General features: G+C 34.8%; 18 protein-coding genes. 6 read left to right on the top strand and 12 right to left on the bottom strand.

The features are described from left to right. Positions 1-55: 55 nt before the first annotated feature. Entirely contained in the window at positions 56-508 is a 453-nt protein-coding gene (locus ACFSTE_RS06230; protein WP_378257581.1) for a BLUF domain-containing protein, read from the bottom strand. Between the two features lie 277 nt (positions 509-785). Between ACFSTE_RS06230 and ACFSTE_RS06225 the strand changes: the two genes are divergently transcribed. Both ACFSTE_RS06225 and ACFSTE_RS06220 read left to right on the top strand, forming a co-directional pair. After that, entirely contained in the window at positions 786-1688 is a 903-nt protein-coding gene (locus ACFSTE_RS06225; RefSeq protein ID WP_176028298.1) for a hypothetical protein, read from the top strand. Positions 1689-1906: 218 nt separating this feature from the next. Further along, positions 1907-2335 (top strand): DUF3592 domain-containing protein, encoded by a 429-nt coding sequence (locus tag ACFSTE_RS06220; RefSeq protein ID WP_378257585.1) that lies wholly within the window; start codon positions 1907-1909, stop codon positions 2333-2335. Between the two features lie 223 nt (positions 2336-2558). Here ACFSTE_RS06220 and ACFSTE_RS06215 read toward each other — a convergent pair whose 3' ends face one another. The 6 genes from ACFSTE_RS06215 to ACFSTE_RS06190 all read right to left on the bottom strand — a co-directional run bounded on the left by ACFSTE_RS06215 (position 2559) and on the right by ACFSTE_RS06190 (position 8650). Next, positions 2559-2954, bottom strand: coding sequence for a hypothetical protein (locus ACFSTE_RS06215; protein ID WP_176028296.1), 396 nt, complete (start codon positions 2952-2954; stop codon positions 2559-2561). A gap of 36 nt (positions 2955-2990) precedes the next feature. Further along, positions 2991-4010: a phenylalanine--tRNA ligase subunit alpha gene (gene pheS / locus ACFSTE_RS06210; RefSeq protein WP_176028295.1), complete on the bottom strand. Its 1020-nt coding sequence runs from the start codon at positions 4008-4010 to the stop codon at positions 2991-2993. A 187-nt stretch (positions 4011-4197) separates the two neighbouring features. After that, complete coding sequence (locus ACFSTE_RS06205) at positions 4198-4554, bottom strand: hypothetical protein (protein ID WP_176028294.1); 357 nt, start codon at positions 4552-4554, stop codon at positions 4198-4200. A gap of 72 nt (positions 4555-4626) precedes the next feature. Beyond that, positions 4627-5757, bottom strand: coding sequence for a hypothetical protein (locus ACFSTE_RS06200; RefSeq protein WP_378257588.1), 1131 nt, complete (start codon positions 5755-5757; stop codon positions 4627-4629). A 24-nt stretch (positions 5758-5781) separates the two neighbouring features. Further along, positions 5782-6663: a sugar-transfer associated ATP-grasp domain-containing protein gene (locus ACFSTE_RS06195; protein WP_378257589.1), complete on the bottom strand. Its 882-nt coding sequence runs from the start codon at positions 6661-6663 to the stop codon at positions 5782-5784. 424 nt (positions 6664-7087) lie between these two features. Next, on the bottom strand, positions 7088-8650 hold the full coding sequence (locus ACFSTE_RS06190; RefSeq protein ID WP_378257591.1) for a 7TM domain-containing protein: 1563 nt from the start codon (positions 8648-8650) through the stop codon (positions 7088-7090). Between the two features lie 74 nt (positions 8651-8724). Here ACFSTE_RS06190 and ACFSTE_RS06185 point away from each other — a divergent pair, with 74 nt between their 5' ends. From ACFSTE_RS06185 to ACFSTE_RS06175, 3 genes are all read left to right on the top strand, one after another. Continuing rightward, positions 8725-9237: an RNA polymerase sigma factor gene (locus tag ACFSTE_RS06185; protein WP_176028290.1), complete on the top strand. Its 513-nt coding sequence runs from the start codon at positions 8725-8727 to the stop codon at positions 9235-9237. A gap of 195 nt (positions 9238-9432) precedes the next feature. After that, positions 9433-10335 (top strand): FecR family protein, encoded by a 903-nt coding sequence (locus ACFSTE_RS06180; RefSeq protein WP_378257593.1) that lies wholly within the window; start codon positions 9433-9435, stop codon positions 10333-10335. A 707-nt stretch (positions 10336-11042) separates the two neighbouring features. Then, positions 11043-13664, top strand: coding sequence for a carboxypeptidase-like regulatory domain-containing protein (locus ACFSTE_RS06175; RefSeq protein ID WP_378257595.1), 2622 nt, complete (start codon positions 11043-11045; stop codon positions 13662-13664). A 13-nt stretch (positions 13665-13677) separates the two neighbouring features. Here ACFSTE_RS06175 and ACFSTE_RS06170 read toward each other — a convergent pair whose 3' ends face one another. Together ACFSTE_RS06170 and ACFSTE_RS06165 are read right to left on the bottom strand one after the other, a co-directional pair. After that, positions 13678-13953, bottom strand: coding sequence for a hypothetical protein (locus ACFSTE_RS06170; protein ID WP_176028287.1), 276 nt, complete (start codon positions 13951-13953; stop codon positions 13678-13680). A 4-nt stretch (positions 13954-13957) separates the two neighbouring features. Beyond that, complete coding sequence (locus ACFSTE_RS06165) at positions 13958-14200, bottom strand: hypothetical protein (RefSeq protein WP_378257599.1); 243 nt, start codon at positions 14198-14200, stop codon at positions 13958-13960. 84 nt (positions 14201-14284) lie between these two features. Between ACFSTE_RS06165 and ACFSTE_RS06160 the strand changes: the two genes are divergently transcribed. Next, positions 14285-14794 carry a CvpA family protein gene (locus ACFSTE_RS06160; protein WP_176028285.1) on the top strand — a complete coding sequence of 170 codons (510 nt, stop codon included), beginning with the start codon at positions 14285-14287 and terminating at the stop codon, positions 14792-14794. 41 nt (positions 14795-14835) lie between these two features. Here the strand turns inward: ACFSTE_RS06160 and ACFSTE_RS06155 are convergent, their stop codons facing one another. The 3 genes from ACFSTE_RS06155 to ACFSTE_RS06145 form a co-directional block, all read right to left on the bottom strand. Beyond that, entirely contained in the window at positions 14836-16683 is a 1848-nt protein-coding gene (locus tag ACFSTE_RS06155) for a SulP family inorganic anion transporter (RefSeq protein ID WP_378257601.1), read from the bottom strand. 160 nt (positions 16684-16843) lie between these two features. Beyond that, entirely contained in the window at positions 16844-17482 is a 639-nt protein-coding gene (locus tag ACFSTE_RS06150) for a carbonic anhydrase family protein (RefSeq protein WP_176028283.1), read from the bottom strand. Positions 17483-17490: 8 nt separating this feature from the next. Further along, positions 17491-19068 (bottom strand): SulP family inorganic anion transporter, encoded by a 1578-nt coding sequence (locus ACFSTE_RS06145; protein WP_176031059.1) that lies wholly within the window; start codon positions 19066-19068, stop codon positions 17491-17493. Positions 19069-19224 lie beyond the last annotated feature (156 nt).

Raw genomic sequence — 19224 nt, 5'->3', positions numbered from 1 at the left:
GGTAAACCTTCATATGGCTTGAGTTTCGATTATCGAGTAGGTTTACTGAATTAGCTTAATAATACATTAGTTTATTTCTGAATTGAGATAGCTTATTTACCATTTCCCAAATGTGGTCTTCATTTATTCTGGAGCTATTATACCCTTGTATTTTATTTTTCTCATGATATTGCAAATAGTCCATTAGAATATTCTCCATTTTTATCTGGATTAAGGAGTTTTTTGTCAATCGATGCATATGCCAGAATGGAAATTTCCTTTCTTCTATCCCATCTATAGATTGAAAACTTAGTAGCTTATGCCTTTTGTCGTTTGAAATATTTTCAAACAACTGATCCATTTCTTTTTCTTCTCCTTCTATGTATTGCAAGAAATACCCTTTCTCATAATACAGATATCCACTTATTCCGTGTTGTTCGTTCATACCAGATGCCATATCTGATAATTCTTTCTGTTGTTCTGGAGTAAACTGATCAACAGCTTGACTCACATATACAATTCCTTTCATTGTGTTTTAAGAGGTTTATTAGTCTAAGTAATTTACTGTTTTTTTTCATCAAACACTATAAAAAACACAGCTGTTTTGCCATCAGTTATGAAACATTTAACAAAAAAGATTACTCAGTATTAAACAGCTAAGGTATTTTACACCTATGCTCAAATTAGATATTTACCTATTAAGAGTAAACTACCTCGAGGCAAGCCCACGAAATATTTGTTGAAAACAAGGCTAGCCTTGGGATAGTATACCCTTTGGCAGTGTCAATAAAACAATACCTTACAGAATGAATCGAATACTATATGTAATAACACTAATACTGATCTCTCAAATAATATATGCTCAGAATAACAAAACCTTGAGTAAGAAGCTTTGGACACAAGCACAAAGCTGCTACTCAATGCTTGAAGATATGGACGGTGATGGCAATGTGGACTATGATGAAATTATAGATGACTCCAAAAACGGATATTTAAAAATTTCAGGGAGTTTTCCTACTTGTGGCTGTAACTGTGAAAATACTATTGGTGCCTATAAGACCAGCAAAAATAAGTACATTTTTATAAAAGAATACTCCTGGAGTTGTTCCTGGAAAAAAGGCATTAGTCTAAGTGACAGTGTAAACAAAATATTCCCATTTGATTTTGAAGCAGAAGGTTTTTTTCAAAAGAAAATAGATAATCCAAATCACATTGCTGCTTTCTATCTTGATTTTGAAATTCCCAGAAAAGGAACAGATACAAAAGTTATGATACAGCTTATTCCATTAGGGTTACGAGTTGAAAGTGAAAGAAATATTGAATTTAGCTACACTGAAGAAAACAGGTTTTCATACAGTGACAACCTAGCTGAGATACAAAGAATTGCTTCCCAAATTAAAAACAATAAAACAATAACACATTTATTGAACAGGGACTTTGACAATATTACAGAAGAAGACCGTAAAATTATTAGAGAAGCAATTGGCAAAAATGACAATAGGTTTGAAAGCAGAGAGACATTAATTAAATGCCTACAAGAATTAAAGCAAATTTATGATTTATACACTCAAATAAAATATGAATGGCTTATTCTAGGGTGGGATAGAAACAATGGAAAGTTCTACATTAAAGAAAAGGGAAAAAGAACAGAAAGTCATTCATTTATAGCATTCCTAAAAAATAGCCCGATATGGAATGCCGTATGTTGATCAATCATATTTCCTTATCGAATAGATCATACCCCTCGAGACTAAGGACGTATGCTTTTCAAGTCACCAGACACACAAAAACCCTTTTTCATTTAGAAGATGGAGATGGTTTGGACAGCCGTACACCCTTACAATTCTCCTCTTGACATAAAGACTTTTACACTTAGGCTTCTTCCCTAAGAAGCAATAACTATCACTTTTAATAAACCACAACCAATATGAAATATATGACTCTTTTTCCGGTACTTGTACTATTAACCATAGCCATAGTCTTTATAACAGTTAGTATAAGGCATTTGAAAAGGTTGAATCGCATGATCAAAAAAGGAACAATAATAGATGCTACAATCATAGACTATGTAGAACATTATATGGACGATCACTTTAAATATTTTCCAAAAGTCACTTTCAAGAATAAGAAAGGAAAAAACATTACAACAAGATTAGAAACGGGATATGGCGCTCCTAAAAATAACATTGGCACAACAGTAAAAGTATTATACACTATAGATGAATCAGGGCATTATGATGTATTATCTTCACTTCGGGGGTGGAAATGGTTTGGCTATAGCTTTATGATCCTTGGGATTATTAGTTTAATTTGGGGACTCTGGACACTATATGTGAATTATCAAAGCATTCCGTAGATTTATCTACTTCAAAAGTAGCCATTATCGCAATTAATATAATACATAATGAAATATCCCCAGATGATTTCCTCGTAATCGACCTATAATAAAAAAAAGAAACTGCCTCTTCAGGCAGTTTCTTTTATGTTTTTATAATTTAGAAAATAGTCAGCTATCCAACACAATCCTACTCAACAGCAAGGGTTAAAACATCCCTATACGTATATTCTTTTTAGATAGTTTACTTAACAAGAACTCCTTTTTGATCCATTACCGGAAGATCCTGAAAGGCATTTTCATTAATTGTATTTTTTTTGAAAACATATTTTTTATCAAATAGTTTCCCTTCGGCAAAAAAAGTAACCGAAAACTCGTTATTCATGGCTAGTAGTTCTTCCTGAAGCATTTCAATCTTCGCAGAGGATTTGGCTGCTATGGTTCCAATCCCATGTCGTAATAAGGATGTTTTCCGATCCTTATCATATCCTTTTGTAACCACCAAAACCATCTCTATAGGAGTATCCCTATCATTAATGATATACGAATTCCAATCCCGAGCTAAAAATTCCTCATTCCATTCTCTTACAACGGCAATATATACGTTCTCTACTCTTGGGATTTCAATATCTTTCCTCATACATTTCTTTTCTTTAACAAAATACAATATGTGATATTACAATACCGATTTGAACTGTTCTAAGAAGCGAAGATCATTTTCACTCAACATTCTGATATCCGAGATTCCGTATAGTAATAATGCGATCCGGTCTATCCCCATCCCAAAAGCAAAACCACTATATTCCTCAGGATCGATATTACAGTTCCTTAAAACATTCGGGTCAACCATTCCACATCCCATTATCTCTAACCAACCAGTACCTTTGGTCATTTTATAGTCTGTTTCTGTTTCTAATCCCCAATACACATCTACCTCAGCACTTGGCTCGGTAAACGGGAAATAAGAAGGTCGTAATCGTATTTTAGACTTCCCGAACATCTCTGTAGTAAAATACTGTAATGTCTGTTTTAAATCTGCAAAAGAAACATCTTTATCAATATAGAGTCCTTCTACCTGATGAAAAAAACAGTGCGATCTTGCAGAAATTGCTTCATTTCGATATACTCTACCCGGAGAAATCGTACGAATAGGTGGTTGATTGTTCTCCATATAACGCACCTGTACGGAAGAGGTATGTGTCCGTAATAAAATATCAGGATCTGTCTGAATAAAAAAGGTATCCTGCATATCTCTTGCCGGATGGTATTCGGGTAAATTTAACGCCGTGAAATTATGCCAGTCATCTTCAATCTCTGGTCCTTCGCTCACATTAAATCCTATACGAGAAAAAATATCAATAATCTGATTCTTAACCAATGAAATCGGATGTCTGGTTCCCAGAGAAACCGGATCCGAAGGACGTGTCAAATCTCCGTAACTTCCTTTTTCTTCTTCCTTGGATTCCAAAGTGTTTTTTAAGCTGTCTACGCGTTCTAAAGCAACATTTTTCAGCGTGTTCACCACCTGACCAAATTCTTTTTTCTGCTCATTTGCAACATTTTTAAATTCCGAAAAAAAATCATTAACCAATCCTTTTTTTCCTAAGAATTTTATTCTGAATGCTTCTAATTCTTCCTTGGTCTTTGCCTGAAATTTTTCTACTTCTTCAATGTGCTCTTTGATCTTATCAATCATGGTGTTTTTCTTATATAGGACAGCAAATTTAAGGAATTTCAAGAATCAAATTCAGGATTCTTTCCCGATATTTTGATATTCTGGTATATCGTAACAAAAACGATCCTTATTTCTCATCAAAAAACACTGATAAAAAATAAGGATCATTTTTATATAGCTGAATTAAAACTCTTAATTCCTGCCTTATTCAACGAATATATTCGTTTTCTAAAAAATAGGTGACGATGGCCTCTTTCATCAGGATCGATTGTTCTCCTGATTTTAGATTCGGTAATCTTTCTTTTATTTTATAATGTGGCCACCCTTCCTGGTCAAAATAGTCGAATTCATAGTACCCATATGGTTCTAACAATCTACAAATAGCAATATGCATGAGGTCTAGCTTCTCATCTTTTTTAAAACTTCGATGGACCTGACCAAGCTCCTGAACTCCAATAAGGTAAATGATCGAATCTAAATCCAAGGTATCTCCATCTGCAAATTGATCGGACAATTTTTTGACCACTGTCTTCCACCTCTCCTTCAATTGTTCATCTCTGGACATAAGTCAATTATTTTGTTAAAGCACAAAAATAATGCTTCATCCATAAATCCATATTGTATTTGCTAATAAATCTTAAAATTTTGACAATATTCCTATGCCTACATATTGATTTCTATAGTTTCTAAATGATCGAGCGGCAATATCTGTATAATTTGTTTTTCTGATTCTAGAAAAAACAGTAGCTGTAAAAAACAAATTCCTTCCTATTTTATGCGCTCCGTTTAGTCCGAAATTGGCATATCCATAAGTTATCTTTTCCCCGGTTTTCCCTTCATTATCTCTTGCCTCTAAATCTGAATACTCTCTGGTGATATACGAAAAAGATGTTCTTATGGTTGTTGTTTTATTATCGTATTTCAATCCTATTTTTGGTCCGTATTGTTTAAATCCAGAACGCCCTGAGGAATTATCTATTCTCACATAATATGTATATCCTGGTTTGAACTCCAGTACTTTGCTTACCGGAAGCCCGTAATTCAATACTCCTTTGACATAATCCCAATCCCTGATTCCTTCCGGGGTAGAAGAGTCCCCATTATAGGTATCATACATCCGCTTTTTTAATGTAATAGAAAGCCCCAGCGTATGTGTTAATTTTCTAGTTCTGAATTTCTGTACAGAAGAGATTGTCCCTCCATATTCCTGATATTGTAAATCCCGTACTCCAAATGCATCAAAATCCTTGAAGTTATAAAACGCCTCCAATTTTAACTCATTTCTTCTAATCAACCCAAAAAAGACCCCAGAAGAAACTCCATAATTAGAAAACCCCAATGGGTTTATCAATACATCTTGACTTCCTCCCAATCCTTCTCTGTTCATTCTTTCGAATCGTCCTTCGACAAATGCTCCTGACTTTCTACTAAACTTATGTTCATAATTTGCCTTTGTTTTTAAATTCCAATAGCTATCATCTATGTTTTCATAGAAAATACGTGAAGACGGATTAATTGCGAACCGAAGCTTATTCTTTCTGGATTTATAGCGATAGTTATATTTCATTTCCAGGTCCTGATACAAACTACTGGAGATAAGGTCTTCTTTATGCAATATTTCTTCTCCAACACTAATTTCTGTAGGGCTTCTAAAATAGTTATACTCATACCCGCCTGATGTCCCCGCTTCAAATTTGTGCTTCCCTTGCGAGAAAACAATGGCATTACTACTTATCAGAATAAAAAGGCTTATTAATCTATTCATCATGTTTCTTTTACTATTGTATTTTTATTAATTGTTATATGAGGTACCGGCTTTTTTCAAGCCTTTTTTATTAACTAACTGAATAGCTAATCCTGGTCGAACATTAATTTCCATTATTTGGGGACCTTTGTCCTTATCGATAACAATATCAACTCCTAAATATTTATGAGGAAAAGCTTTGGCCGTTGCAATAGATATTTCAAGGATTTTATCCCAATATGGAATAGCTACTCCTGAAACAATTGCTTTGCTATCCGGATGGCAATTATAATACCGGTGCCCATCATATACCTCTGATAAAGTTCCTTTCTCCATATCAACTCCAATCCCAATCCCCTCCTGATGTAAGTTTGCTTTTCCGTCAGATCTGTCAGTCGGCATCCTGAGCATGGACATAATTGGAACATGATTCAGTAAAATGACTCTAAAATCAGGAACACCCTCTGGATATATTTCATGAAAAAAAGGATGAGGCTCAATACATTCTTCTATTAATACCTTATCATCTGATCCCAGAGAGAAAAAACCCATTATAATGGCTGCCATATGCTGAAAAATTTCTCGTTCTTCGACAACTCTTCCTCCACTGATCCACTTGTCGTTCTCATTCTTTTTTAAAATCATAATCCCACCACCACCGGATCCTTTTGCTGGCTTAATAGCAATCTTATCATACATGGAACAATTTTTCCACTTCCTTTTGATTTCACTATTGCTTCGGATTACTTCGTATGTTTGGGCACAAGGAATATTGCTCATTTGCAACACTTCTTTAGTCAGCACTTTATCATCTGCCAACACATAATATTCCCTCGGGTTATTAGGGTAAATCAGTTTTAAATTTCGTTCATTCAACCCCACAATTCCGGAGGTCTTATGTGCTCTGATATTTAATAATTTACTCAACATAGCATTTTTATTTAATGGGTTGTTTTAGGTTAATGGGACAATACGTTGATCAGTTTTAAAGAGCCTTATTATCAGTATGTGTGTTTTACATTTTATTCGTTGTTTTGATTGTTTTCTATTAAAAAAACCAGGATGATTCACAGGGATTCCGCAATCAATAAAAAGGTTATATTGAATACATGTTTAAACTAATTTATCGCTACAACAAATCTGTTTACTACTAATACCCTATATTATGACCCCTACTCACAGCGCCTGGTTTTTAATTAATGATGTATACTCTCCCTATGAGCTTCCTGCAAGCGATCTTTGCAGTGCCCATAAAAGCATGTTTTTTTATTCGTGTGAATTATAGTTTTTCGCGAAGCATTTTTTTTACATTTCCCTTACTTCTATAACTATAGCATCTTCTTCTTAATTAGTTTTAGTTTAGTATCGACCTGAAGCGATAAAACTCTACCCATCGAATTCCGATATATCGTCCCAGACAGGTGGAAGCCACAATAACCAGAAGGATTAATTCCGGAAATACAATTAAAACAGACGGCAACCATGGTCGGGAGACAACTACATAACAAATCACAGTTGCTAACAAGGTTTGTAAAAGTCGATCAATCGCTGTCCTATACCCTTCTTCTATAATGGTTCTGGAAAATCGTTCTGATGTGATAGTCAGAATAATAATCGGAAAGGTGGCAAAAGTGGTCAGCCAGGGAATTTCATTTTTCATACCTATATAAATTGCTCCAATCATAATGGAGACAATAATAACAAGAGAAATGACCAATTTCGGAGTATACAACAACCCCATTCTATCAAAAGGATAAGAGACTAACCCTACACAAAGAATCAGTGCTATTAAAGAAAGTACCCCTACAAAAACCCCTATTTTCATCAAGGAAAAAGCTATTAAAACCGGTAGAAACACTCCAAACGTCTTAATTCCTACTATGTTTTTTAGAAAAGCAACCAACAAACCTCCTATTGGTAATAACAATAACAGGTGAATTGGAAATTGTTTTGCATTTCCTTCTATCAGACTCCATAAAGTAAATCCGGTAAGACTCTTTAATTCGTCTGATGTCATATTGAAAAAAGGAATCTGGTATACTTTTTTTATTTGATACTCATAATCAAACTGAATACGAGGTGTATGTGTTATCAAAAATTCATCTCCGTTATAAATCTCTAAATAATTTGATGGCACATATGCGTAGTGATTATTCAGTGCATCAAAAGGCACCCACTCTTTATTGATCCATAACTCTGCCCATACATGAGAAACTCTTTTATTTACATTTTGCAAAATGATCCCTCCTTTAATCCTCGCGGCATATCCAGCACTCCTACACAATGCTACAAAAAGTCGACTCTTTCCATTACACGAAGCTCTGTTCTGCTCTATAGCAGTTAAGGCATCTGTCAGCGTAATAATAGGGGCCGAAGGTATTGAGAGTACATACTCATAATATGCACTGATTCGTTCTTTATCGTTTTTTGCTGAGCTTCCCAGCTGTATGGCTAATTGTTTAATTCGGTCGTCATCTGATTGGATATACTTACCCGGTCGAAGATACTCTGCATCTGTAGACATATCCCGAGAGAAATTAGCAGGAATAGAGAATTCTTTTGCTTTTCCTTCGAATGTAAATTCATAGTTCAATGAATAATATGAATCTGATAGTTCTGTTTCCCAATGCCCTCTATTGTTCCCTTTATAGTCTGTTATTTCAGAAAAGACGAGTGTACTATCCTTACTTACATTTTCTACAGAAATTCGCTGTCTGTCATTTGTTTGTGGTAAATATGTTTTTACATAAGTATTCGCATCAGAAGATTTTAGAAAATAATCATATGTAACCGTGTACACTTCTTCTGCATTGAATGCGTCATAGCTTTTTAGAATAGGGTCTAATTTGAAGCTAATAGATACGACAACCACTATCAGAATTGACATCAAAAGAACAATATTTGTTTTAAAACTCATAAACTGCTATTTTTGGCTTTATAACAGGTGAAAGGGGATACACCCTACCTTAAAACCTTCTTTTTTTTATTGTAATGACCCCGTCGCCTAAATCAATCTGTGAGAAAAAAGTCTTTACCGAAGTGTTCGAAACGAATGCCGAATCCCTGCGTAATTATATGTATTACAAATGTGGAGATGTCGATCAGGCAGAGGATTTAATACAGGAAGCATTCATCAAACTTTGGGATAATTGTAAAAAAATTATTTATGAAAAATCAAAAGCTTTTTTGTACAAGGTCGCTAACAATCTTTTTTTAAATCAGGTTGCTCATAAAAAGATAAAATTACACTATGCGAGTTTACCGCATACAGATAAAAACCTCGAATCTCCAGATTTTATTATTGAAGAAAAAGAGTTCATGGATAAGTTACAACGATCCATCTCTCAACTTCCTGATGGACAACGTGAGGTTTTTTTATTAAACAGAATTGACAAGAAAACATATAGGGAAATCGCAGAAATGCTGGAAATATCCGTTAAGGCCGTTGAAAAAAGAATGCACAATGCCTTAAAATCATTGCGAAAAACCATAAAAAACATATAGGCAAACCATATTTTATCAAAATAAAGGTAGGGTATTTAGCTTATGAATTGTTTAGATAGTAAACCTCCTCTGTGTATACATGCGAGGAATTACATAAGAAATGCTTTTTTGATTTCGAGGGGATCCTTAAAGCAAGTATTACTCGATGTATCGAGTATATCAAATCACTGATTAATAACACGACACTAGGATGTTATGTCAAAACAAGACAATGAAACATTTTTAGCCCGATGGTTAAACAATGAACTTACGGATAGTGAATTGGAAGATTTCAAAAATACTTCAGAATTCAAGGAATATGAAAAGATACGTCGTGGACTTACTTATTTCAGAGCACCTTCATTTGAAAAAGAACAACAACTACAACATACCTTTGATAAGCTTACTAAAAAACACTCAAAGAAAACAATACGTTTAAAACCTCTTTTATACACAATTAGCGCAGCTGCTTCTATTCTGCTTATAATAGGATTGTTCTTTAATACCATCACCCATTCTACTGCTCATGGAGAAAAACGTACTGTTGCACTTCCTGATGGAAGTTCTGTAGAGTTAAATGCAGCTTCTTCTATTAGATACAAACGTTTTTTCTGGCAGAACAACAGAGAAATTCAACTTAAAGGAGAAGCTTATTTCGTTGTTACCAAAGGAGAAAAGTTTAGTGTCCACACTACCTCGGGAGAAGTAAAGGTACTGGGAACCAGATTTAACCTAAAAGACAGAGCCAATCAATACAAAGTCAGTTGTTATGAAGGAAAAGTACAGGTTACTACTGCCGAAGATTATTCTGTAAAATTAGAAAAAGGAGAAACGATCTCTGTCATCAATAAAAAGATATCCGAAGAAAAAACACTTCATACAGAACCTTTATGGAAAAAAGGGGAAAGCCTGTTTGATAGTGTTCCTCTGGGAGAAGTACTGGACGAAATAGAAAGGCAATACAATATCTCATTTGTACGAGGTGCTATCCCACAGGAAAAAATATTTACCGGAGGGTTTATTCATACTGATCTGGAAATCGCATTAGAAACGGTACTTACTCCAATGGGAATAACGTATTCAAAAGAAAATACTACAGTCACATTGTTTGTAAAATAAAACCTCTCCTGCACAAGCAAAATCAGGTATTACACAAGAAACAGGTGTTAGTCTGGAGCAAGCTTCAAGGTATTTAAGCTGTAACTATCGAATCGACCCTTTTCGATGCAATGTAAATATTACTATACACCGGAATACTTTACCATATTAGAAAAACATAAAAAAGGGTTTGATATTCAACCATATCAAACCCTTTTTGCACACAACTCAACGCGGTTTTGAATAGAGAGACCGTATAAAAACTCTCCATCTAGGGGGAAATTCATTTTTTCTATATCATTTAGCCACATCAGAGCACGGAAAATTCTTAATAACCAAATGTACCTTCACTGACCGCAAAAAAATAGTTGTAGAATAATAACATCTGAAATGCGCTACACCCTACCTAAATAATTGATTTTTTACACATTACAAAAAAACCTTACAAAATGGTAGGGTAATCACGTCTTAAACTGTTATTTAAGAAGTATAATTTTGAAAACAAAGGGAATATAACATCTATGGCAGACAAAACATTTTATCAAAAAGCATTTCACTAAAAAAACAAAACACTGAATATCAAACAAAAAAATATATTCAATCCGAATACAGGAACACTATTTATGTATAAAGTACGTTATAAATTTATTTTCTGTTTCTTTGTTTTTTTAACGAAGTTTACTCCTGCTTTATCCCCATTATTTAATAAACCTAAACAAAAACAATAGATGCACTCCCCTGCTGAATGGTCTATGAGAAAACTATTTTTATTACTACTAATGTACTCCTTGTCAGCTAATGCACAGGTAACAAAAACATATAAAGAAACTTCTTTACAAACGCTATTAAATGAAATTGAAACATCGTATCAGGTTATTTTCTCATACGACAATGAAGTTGTACAAAATAAAAAAGTATCAATACACATTAACAATAGTTCTATAGAAGACATTCTAATATCTTTACGGGAGCTTACCGCCCTAGAGTTCAAAAAAGTAACAGAACGACAGATAATCATCCGTCTTCCTTCTCAGAAGGTCTCTATATGTGGATATGTTTATGATAAACAAAGTGGAAAAGCACTTCCTTATGCCACTATTGAAATTACAAATTCCAATAGAGGAACCATAACAAATGAGGAAGGGTATTTTAATCTTGATAATGTTTCTGCAACAAGCACCATTAATATTCTTTATGTTGGATATGATCATAAGAGTATTCCTGTTTCATCTATAAAAAAAGAAACCTGTCTCACAATTCATATTCAGCAACAAAGCACTTTACTTACTGAAGTATTAATCCTTGAATATATTACTACAGGAATCGATAAAAACAAAAACGGTTCCTTAACTATTTCTAATAAAAAACTAGGCATACTCCCTGGACTTACAGAACCTGATATTCTACAAAGCATGCAACTTATTCCCGGAATTAGCAGCCCAGATGAAACTGTAACGGGAATCCAAATACGTGGAGGTTCTCCTGATCAGAACCTGATTCTTTGGGATGATATAAAAATGTATAATACTGGTCATTTTTTCGGGATGTTATCTGCTTTTAACCCTCACATTGTAAAAGGAGCTACTGTTATCAAAGGAGGAGCAGATGCTCAATATGGAGATAGAGTTTCCGGTGTTATCGATATTTCTGGGGATACAGAAGTACCAGAAAGAATCACAGGGGGTTTAGGCATTAACGGTACACATGCTGATCTTTATTTAAAAACCCCTATCACAGACAAACTTGGTGTCATTGTATCTGGCAGGCGATCTTTTACCGATGTTCTGCAAACTCCTACTTATAAGACCTATGCAGAAAGAGTATTTCAAAACACCAAAATAACTTCTGAAAACAAAGGAATGGCGATTAGTATCGGAGATAATGACGAAGACGGTGAGGATGAAGATGAAGGGGAAATTGATGTAGAAGATGTCCTGGCTAATAATGATTTCTACTTCTATGACGGAAGTTTCAAAATGATATTTGATGCTACAGAACAAGATAAAATAACCACCAGCGGACTATTTACCCGAAATATGCTTGCTTTTAAGCTAGATGACGGAGAAAATATTGCAACTGATAAACTTCAGATACAAAATGAAGGAATTAGTATCGCATGGAAGGGAGCAAAAGGAAATTCTTTGAATCACTCCATAAAATCATACTATATCGATTATCAATATAATTATCATTACACTGAGAAAGAAAAAGAAGGCGTATCCATAGAAGATGAAATTACCAGAGAAAATACTGTACAAGATTTTGGTTTTGATGCAAACGTAGAGTACTATATCAATGATTACAATTCATTTACAATCGGATATCAGTTTTCTAAAAATAATGTCTTCTACAATATTCAATCAGACAGAGAATTTTCTAGTGCTGTCGGCAGTCTGGACAATATAAAAAACAATACGAGTACGATTTATTCCACCTATAAATATCAACCCAAAAACAAAAGTGTAATTAGTCTTGGAGTGAGAAAAACCTATTACTCTATCAATGACGAATACTATGCAGAACCCCGACTAAACATCACACACCCCATCACCAAAAACGTAAGGATTAAAGCCACCGGGGAATTTCGGTATCAACCTATTAGTCAACTTGTGGAATTCGACAACCCAGGGCTTCGTTTAGGAAATAATATATGGGTTAACTCTGATAACAGGGATATTCCGGTCCTAAAAAGCCGACAAGTGTCAGCAGGAGTCTTGTTTTCTAAAAAAGGGTGGAACTTCGAAATTGATGGTTATCTAAAAAAAATAGAAGGATTGACTTCTTTCACCAATGGTTTTACAACAGTATCTGACAAACCTTCTACAGGAGAAAGTAACATCTTGGGCATTGATGTATTTCTAAAAAAACGGTTTCAAAATTTCAGAACCTGGATAGGTTATACTTATAATAATGTCAAATACACATTTCCTGATATTCAGGAACATTCATTTTCCGGAAACAATGATATCCCACATAATTTTAGAATTTCCAATTCATACAAGGTAAAAAACTGGGAGTTCTCTCTGGGATGGCTATGGAGAAGCGGTGCTCCTTTTACCAGGGCAACGCTTAGAGATGAGGACATAAGTTACGGAAAAATCAATGGAGGCAGGCTTCCTAATTATCACCGATTAGATGTCTCAGCAATTTATCGCTTTAACTTCAATAAAGGAGACCATTGGAGAGGACAATTCGGTCTTTCTTTTTTAAATATTTATAACCGAAAAGTTCCGATTTCTGTAAATTACAAATTAGACGATAACGCCTTAACCGAAAAAATAGAATTGAACTCCTTAAAACAGCAATCGTTGGGTTTTACTCCTAACTTAGTGTTTAGAATGTATTTTTAGTGCTTCCTGAACTTTATTTGATATGCAATACATCCAATACTTCATTTCTGTGTAATAACCGAAAAAAAGTAAGTTCATTATCTGCTGTTTTTCTACTTATCAAGTAATAAAACCCGATCCCCATTCTATAGGAATCCTCCGTACCTCCAATACGTCTGAACTGAGAAATATCACTGATGTGATCAACGGAGGTAAGCTCTTTTATCACATTCTTTATTTTTTCCTGGAAAGAAGGGTCCTGTATCTTTTTAAAATCCGAGACAAACTGCATAGAAACTTTGATATCCATCTGCTTACAGGTTTAAAAACTCACCCCCACTAATAGCATCATCAGATTTTGCCTGTTGCATTAAAAGCAAAAGACCTAAATCTTCCTTTTGTTCCTGAGACATTTCGTTTATACGTTCTTTTTGTTTATGTTTAATATACCAAGACACTGCATCTTCCATAACTCTCTTTACGCTAGAATTCTCTAATGCAGCCAACAATTTAAGCTTAGGCAATAACTCCTCTTCAATATCAATAATTTTTCTCATAGTATATAGTATATATATCTTATATCAAAAATATAAATTTTATTGAATATAAAATAGTATCTTAGGCCAAAACACTTATTCCAAATGAATTATATTGATATTATTTTAGGTGTCCTTTTATTATGGGGGGTAATCAGGGGATTAAACAAAGGACTGTTTGTATCCTTAGCCTCTTTAGTAGCTCTTATAGCTGGTATTTATATAGCTATCCATTTTTCTCATCATATAGGTGCGTACCTAAAACAATATGTAGATTGGCAGGAAAACATATTAAAATTAACTGCGTTTGCTATTACATTTATCGCTGTTGTTCTACTTGTTTCTCTGGCAGGTAAAATCTTAACCAAAATTGCAGACTTTGCTTCATTAGGTATTCTAAACAAACTCCTAGGAGGTCTTTTCGGTCTTCTAAAGGTCGCTTTTATCATCAGTGTTATTCTCATGTTTCTGGATGCCGGAAACAAAGTAATTCCCATCGTAAAACAAGAAACACTACAATCATCTATACTATATACTCCGGTACGAAAATTTGCTCCTTCTTTACTTCCTGATATTCTTAAAGAAGTAAATCCCGAAGAAGAGAAGCAAGCATAACAAATAAAAAAAGCGCCAAATAGGCGCTTTTTTTATTTGTTTTAATGAATATCCTTTATCACTTTTTTCAGAGAGCTCATACAGGGATCAAAGGTTTCAAAGATTCGTTCTTCCGAAATCAAATCCGGGATCAAATCGATTTTTTTCATCAGGTACATTGGTTGTTTTTGTATCCCTACAATATAAACACTGATGGAACGCTGTTCCAGATCTAATAAAATATCTTCCATTGCATACAACCCAGACTGGTCAATATACGGTACCAAATCCATCCGTAGAATTACATGTGAGGCAGTATCGGGAATCTGCTGTGCTAATTGCTGGAATTCTGTAGTAGACCCAAAAAACACAGGACCATTTAAGTGTTTTATAAAAACTTCTTCTTTTAATTCTTTAGGGAAACCAGCCTCGTCTTTCCACTCTTTCTCTTCAGTATCCGATGTTTTTAATTTTTGCACCGTAGATTTAGAAGCCGTAAGATCTCCCATTTTTTTCATAAATAGTAAGGATGCTAAAATCAGTCCGATCCCTACTGCATATACCAAATCCCAGAAAACAGATAACACCAATACGACTAACATAATAACGACCTCTACTTTGGGGATATGAGGAATTGCTTTTAGCCCTTTATAATCCATCACTCCAATCCCTACTGTAATAAGAATTCCTGCTAATACAGCACTTGGTATCTGAGATGCGACAGGTCCCAGAGCTAATAAAACCACTAAGAGTAATACCCCTGCAATCATTCCGGATAGCTTTGTTTTTCCACCGGCATTAATATTTACAACTGTCCTAATTGTAGCTCCAGCTCCTGGAAGTCCTCCAAAAAGCGCAGAAATCGTATTTCCTATTCCCTGTCCTACTAATTCCTTACTGGGCTTATGTCTTGTTTTGGTTATATTATCTGCTACAACTGACGTCAACAAAGAATCTATCGCTCCTAAAAAGGCGAGAGATACAGCAGAAAAAATATAGGGTTTAATCTGCGCATAACTAAACTCCGTAAAGATATCCATATTAAATGTAGGGAAACCTTCTGGTATTTTTTCAATAGGTCTGTATTTAACTCCTAAAATATAGGCCCCTCCAGACACTAGTAATAAGGCTACCAATGTACTCGGAATCGTCGTTGTTATTCGCTTAAATCCATAAATAATCAATATGGTTAATAAGCAGAGTGTCAACTCTAGATAATTAATCTTAAAAATCGCTCTGGACAACCCTTTAACCGCTCCTAAAACCCCAGAAGAGTCTGCTGCTGCCAACGCAACTGCTTCCATCTGAACTTGTTCCTGAGTGATCTTCTCCGCTCTATCGATTGTCTCTTTAAAATTATCTAATACAAGAATCCCTTCTCCTGCTTCTTCCTTTAATATTTTATTCAAAATCACTTCTTCCGCCTCTGGTACAAATGTTTTGACAAAGTCAGTATCTTCTTTGGGATAATACCCCAAAGCAGGGAGTAGTTGTGTAATTAGAATCATCACTCCAATCGCTGTCATAAAACCGGATACTACTGGATATGGCATATATTTTATATATTTTCCAACTCCCAAAACACCAAGAACAATCTGTAACAACCCTGCTAACAGAAAAACAAATAATATAACGGGTAAGGCTTTTGACACATCGCCTTCATGGGCTCCGATCAATCCGGCAATAATCACCATACTCACAGCTGTCATAGGTGCGGTCGGACCAGATATCTGTGTATTTGTACCCCCGAAAAGAGCTGCAAAAAAACTAATAAAAATCGCTCCGTAAAGCCCTGCACTTGGTCCCAAACCAGATGAAACCCCAAAAGCTAGCGCCAAAGGAAGTGCCACAATACCGGCAGTAAGCCCTCCAAACACATCTCCTTTAAAGTTCGAAAAAAATTGCTTCATATAGTACTGAAATTATACTTTGTAATAAAATAATCAAACCAAAGTAAACAAATAAAGCCAGTATTCAAAAGAACACTGGCTAAAGACTATTATAAAAAGGTTACCTCTATATGATCTCTTCAATTTCTATATTTCAGAGAAGTATATCAGCCTTTATAAATTATATCTGATGTTCGAAAAAATCTACTTTTCCATTTTGAATGTCATACATTCCTCCAACGATAATGATTTCTCCCTGTTCTTCCATCTCTCTGAGTACTTCGCTATCTTTTCGGATTGCATCAATTGTCAACTGTACGTTCTTTACAGCTACTTCATTTACAAAATCAATATTTTTAGAAGTTCTCAAAGAAGCATCTTCTGGTTTTGTTACTCCAGCTACTGCAGGTTTAAGTTTACCTATCAAACTGGTCAGGTTTCCAAGTTTTGCATCATCACAAGCTCCTTTGATAGCACCACAACTGGTATGACCAAGAACCAAAATTAATTTTGTTCCTGCCAGCTTACACGCGAACTCCATACTCCCTAAAATATCTTCATTCACGAAATTTCCAGCTACTCTTGCACTAAAAATATCCCCCACTCCCTGATCAAAGATTAACTCTGCCGAGACTCTGGAATCGATACAACTTAATACTGTTGCAAATGGAAATTGCCCGCTTTTAGTGTCGCTAACCTGTTCTAACAGATTTCTATCAGCTTTTTGACTATTCTGAAAACGAATGTTCCCCTCTTTCAAAATAGCTAATGCCTGCTTAGGCGTGATTGCCGCCTGAGTTTCTTTAGTATGTGCTTTCATAATATATATTAGTTTGTTTTTGGTCTCAACTTGAAAAAGCCAATATAACTATCCGGATTCTCCACAATTCCTCGTTCCGAGATTAGTTTTATATCGATATTCCGTTTTTTAGCTTTTTCAGAGAAATCTTCCAGAATTTCTATAATGTCTGCATCCAAGTATCTGGTATTTCTCACATCTAAAGTAAGATATGTCTGCTCTGGTAAACGGTCTAATTCTTTCAAAATGGCTCCCTTATTAAAGAAAGTTACTTCTTCTGCCAAGGTCATTTTAATTCTGTTTTGTCCATTACCACTATCTTCTATATGTAAGAAATGAGAGTTCTGATAACTTTTGATCAGAATCACTACAATTCCTACCAGTAGTCCTAATCCAATTCCTTTTAACAGGTCAAAGAATACAATCCCTAAAATAGTAACGATAAAAGGTAAAAACTGCTTCCATCCAGCATTAAACATGCTCTTAAAAACAGAAGGTTTTGCCAATTTATACCCTACAACTAATAAGACAGCCGCTAATACTGATAGTGGAATTTTATTCAATAATGCAGGAATGGTTACTACAGAAATCAATAGTAAGAACCCATGAATGATTGCAGATAGTTTTGTTTTTCCTCCGGATTGCACATTCGCCGAACTTCGAACGATTACCTGAGTTACCGGTAGTCCACCTATCAATCCAGAAATCACATTTCCTGTTCCTTGTGCTAACAATTCTCTATTAGTTGGCGTTACTCTTTTTTCCGGGTCAATTTTATCAGATGCTTCTACACATAGTAATGTTTCTAAACTAGCTACCAATGCAATTGTAAATGCAGTAATCCAAACTTCGGGATTAGTTATAGCTCTAAAATTAGGGAAACTAAACTGTCCTAAAAACGAATCGAAGCTATCTGGAATTGGCACTTTTACCAAATGATCTGCTGCAATAGCAAATTGTCCGTCTCCCTTGGTAGACACGTAAAAAATAATCCCTAAAACAACCGCTACTAAAGGTCCTTGAATTATCTGAAAAATTCTTGCTTTTTTCACCAATACTCTATCCCATAAGACTAAAATTGCTAATGCAACTATTCCTATGATTGTAGCACCTAAACTGATGTTATTAAACATATTAATAATTCCTGAAAAGGTATTTTCTCCATCTACTTGAAAAAAGGCAAAATCTCCTTCAGGGTCATTATCATACCCAAAGAAATGAGGAATTTGCTTAAGGATAATGATTACTCCAATTCCTGTAAGCATTCCTTTAATTACTGAAGAGGGAAAATAATATCCGATAATCCCCGCGCGTAAAACACCGAACAAAAATTGAATAATTCCTCCTAAAACAACTGCTAAAAGGAAACTCTTATATCCCAGGACTCCTATAGCCGCCAGTACGATTGCTGCCAAACCAGCCGCAGGACCACTCACCCCTATTTGTGAACCACTCAGTGCTCCTATCACAATTCCTCCTACAACCCCTGCTATCAATCCTGAAAAAAGAGGGGCTCCACTGGCTAAAGCGATTCCTAAACAAAGAGGTAATGCTACAAAGAATACTACGATACTTGCCGGCAGATCATTTTTTATATTTTTAAAAATGTCCATAATAATAAATTAAGTCGGGCTTTTGTAACATGCTACAAAAGCAGGTTAGATTAAATAGAAATTAATAATACTTATTTTATCACAAACAAGCAACATGTTCACTACTGGAATCAGTAATTATTTGCTTATGATATACATTTTGGTAAGATG

This window comes from Aquimarina hainanensis, assembly GCF_042684685.1.
GTDB classification, from domain to species: Bacteria; Bacteroidota; Bacteroidia; order Flavobacteriales; family Flavobacteriaceae; genus Aquimarina; species Aquimarina hainanensis.
The sequence above is the reverse complement of the archived record's forward strand: the minus strand, read 5'-3'. Positions and strand labels throughout refer to the sequence as shown.

Coding starts and splice junctions, on each gene's coding strand:
- ACFSTE_RS06220 (WP_378257585.1), top strand. CDS start 1,907: ATGAAATATATGACTCTTTTTCCGGTACTTGTACTATTAACCATAGCC.
- ACFSTE_RS06215 (WP_176028296.1), bottom strand. CDS start 2,954: ATGAGGAAAGATATTGAAATCCCAAGAGTAGAGAACGTATATATTGCC.
- ACFSTE_RS06150 (WP_176028283.1), bottom strand. CDS start 17,482: ATGAAAGCACATACTAAAGAAACTCAGGCGGCAATCACGCCTAAGCAG.
- ACFSTE_RS06165 (WP_378257599.1), bottom strand. CDS start 14,200: ATGAGAAAAATTATTGATATTGAAGAGGAGTTATTGCCTAAGCTTAAA.
- ACFSTE_RS06170 (WP_176028287.1), bottom strand. CDS start 13,953: ATGGATATCAAAGTTTCTATGCAGTTTGTCTCGGATTTTAAAAAGATA.
- ACFSTE_RS06190 (WP_378257591.1), bottom strand. CDS start 8,650: ATGAGTTTTAAAACAAATATTGTTCTTTTGATGTCAATTCTGATAGTG.
- ACFSTE_RS06175 (WP_378257595.1), top strand. CDS start 11,043: ATGCACTCCCCTGCTGAATGGTCTATGAGAAAACTATTTTTATTACTA.
- pheS (WP_176028295.1), bottom strand. CDS start 4,010: ATGATTGATAAGATCAAAGAGCACATTGAAGAAGTAGAAAAATTTCAG.
- ACFSTE_RS06180 (WP_378257593.1), top strand. CDS start 9,433: ATGTCAAAACAAGACAATGAAACATTTTTAGCCCGATGGTTAAACAAT.
- ACFSTE_RS06195 (WP_378257589.1), bottom strand. CDS start 6,663: ATGTTGAGTAAATTATTAAATATCAGAGCACATAAGACCTCCGGAATT.
- ACFSTE_RS06160 (WP_176028285.1), top strand. CDS start 14,285: ATGAATTATATTGATATTATTTTAGGTGTCCTTTTATTATGGGGGGTA.
- ACFSTE_RS06230 (WP_378257581.1), bottom strand. CDS start 508: ATGAAAGGAATTGTATATGTGAGTCAAGCTGTTGATCAGTTTACTCCA.
- ACFSTE_RS06205 (WP_176028294.1), bottom strand. CDS start 4,554: ATGTCCAGAGATGAACAATTGAAGGAGAGGTGGAAGACAGTGGTCAAA.
- ACFSTE_RS06200 (WP_378257588.1), bottom strand. CDS start 5,757: ATGATGAATAGATTAATAAGCCTTTTTATTCTGATAAGTAGTAATGCC.
- ACFSTE_RS06225 (WP_176028298.1), top strand. CDS start 786: ATGAATCGAATACTATATGTAATAACACTAATACTGATCTCTCAAATA.
- ACFSTE_RS06185 (WP_176028290.1), top strand. CDS start 8,725: ATGACCCCGTCGCCTAAATCAATCTGTGAGAAAAAAGTCTTTACCGAA.
- ACFSTE_RS06155 (WP_378257601.1), bottom strand. CDS start 16,683: ATGAAGCAATTTTTTTCGAACTTTAAAGGAGATGTGTTTGGAGGGCTT.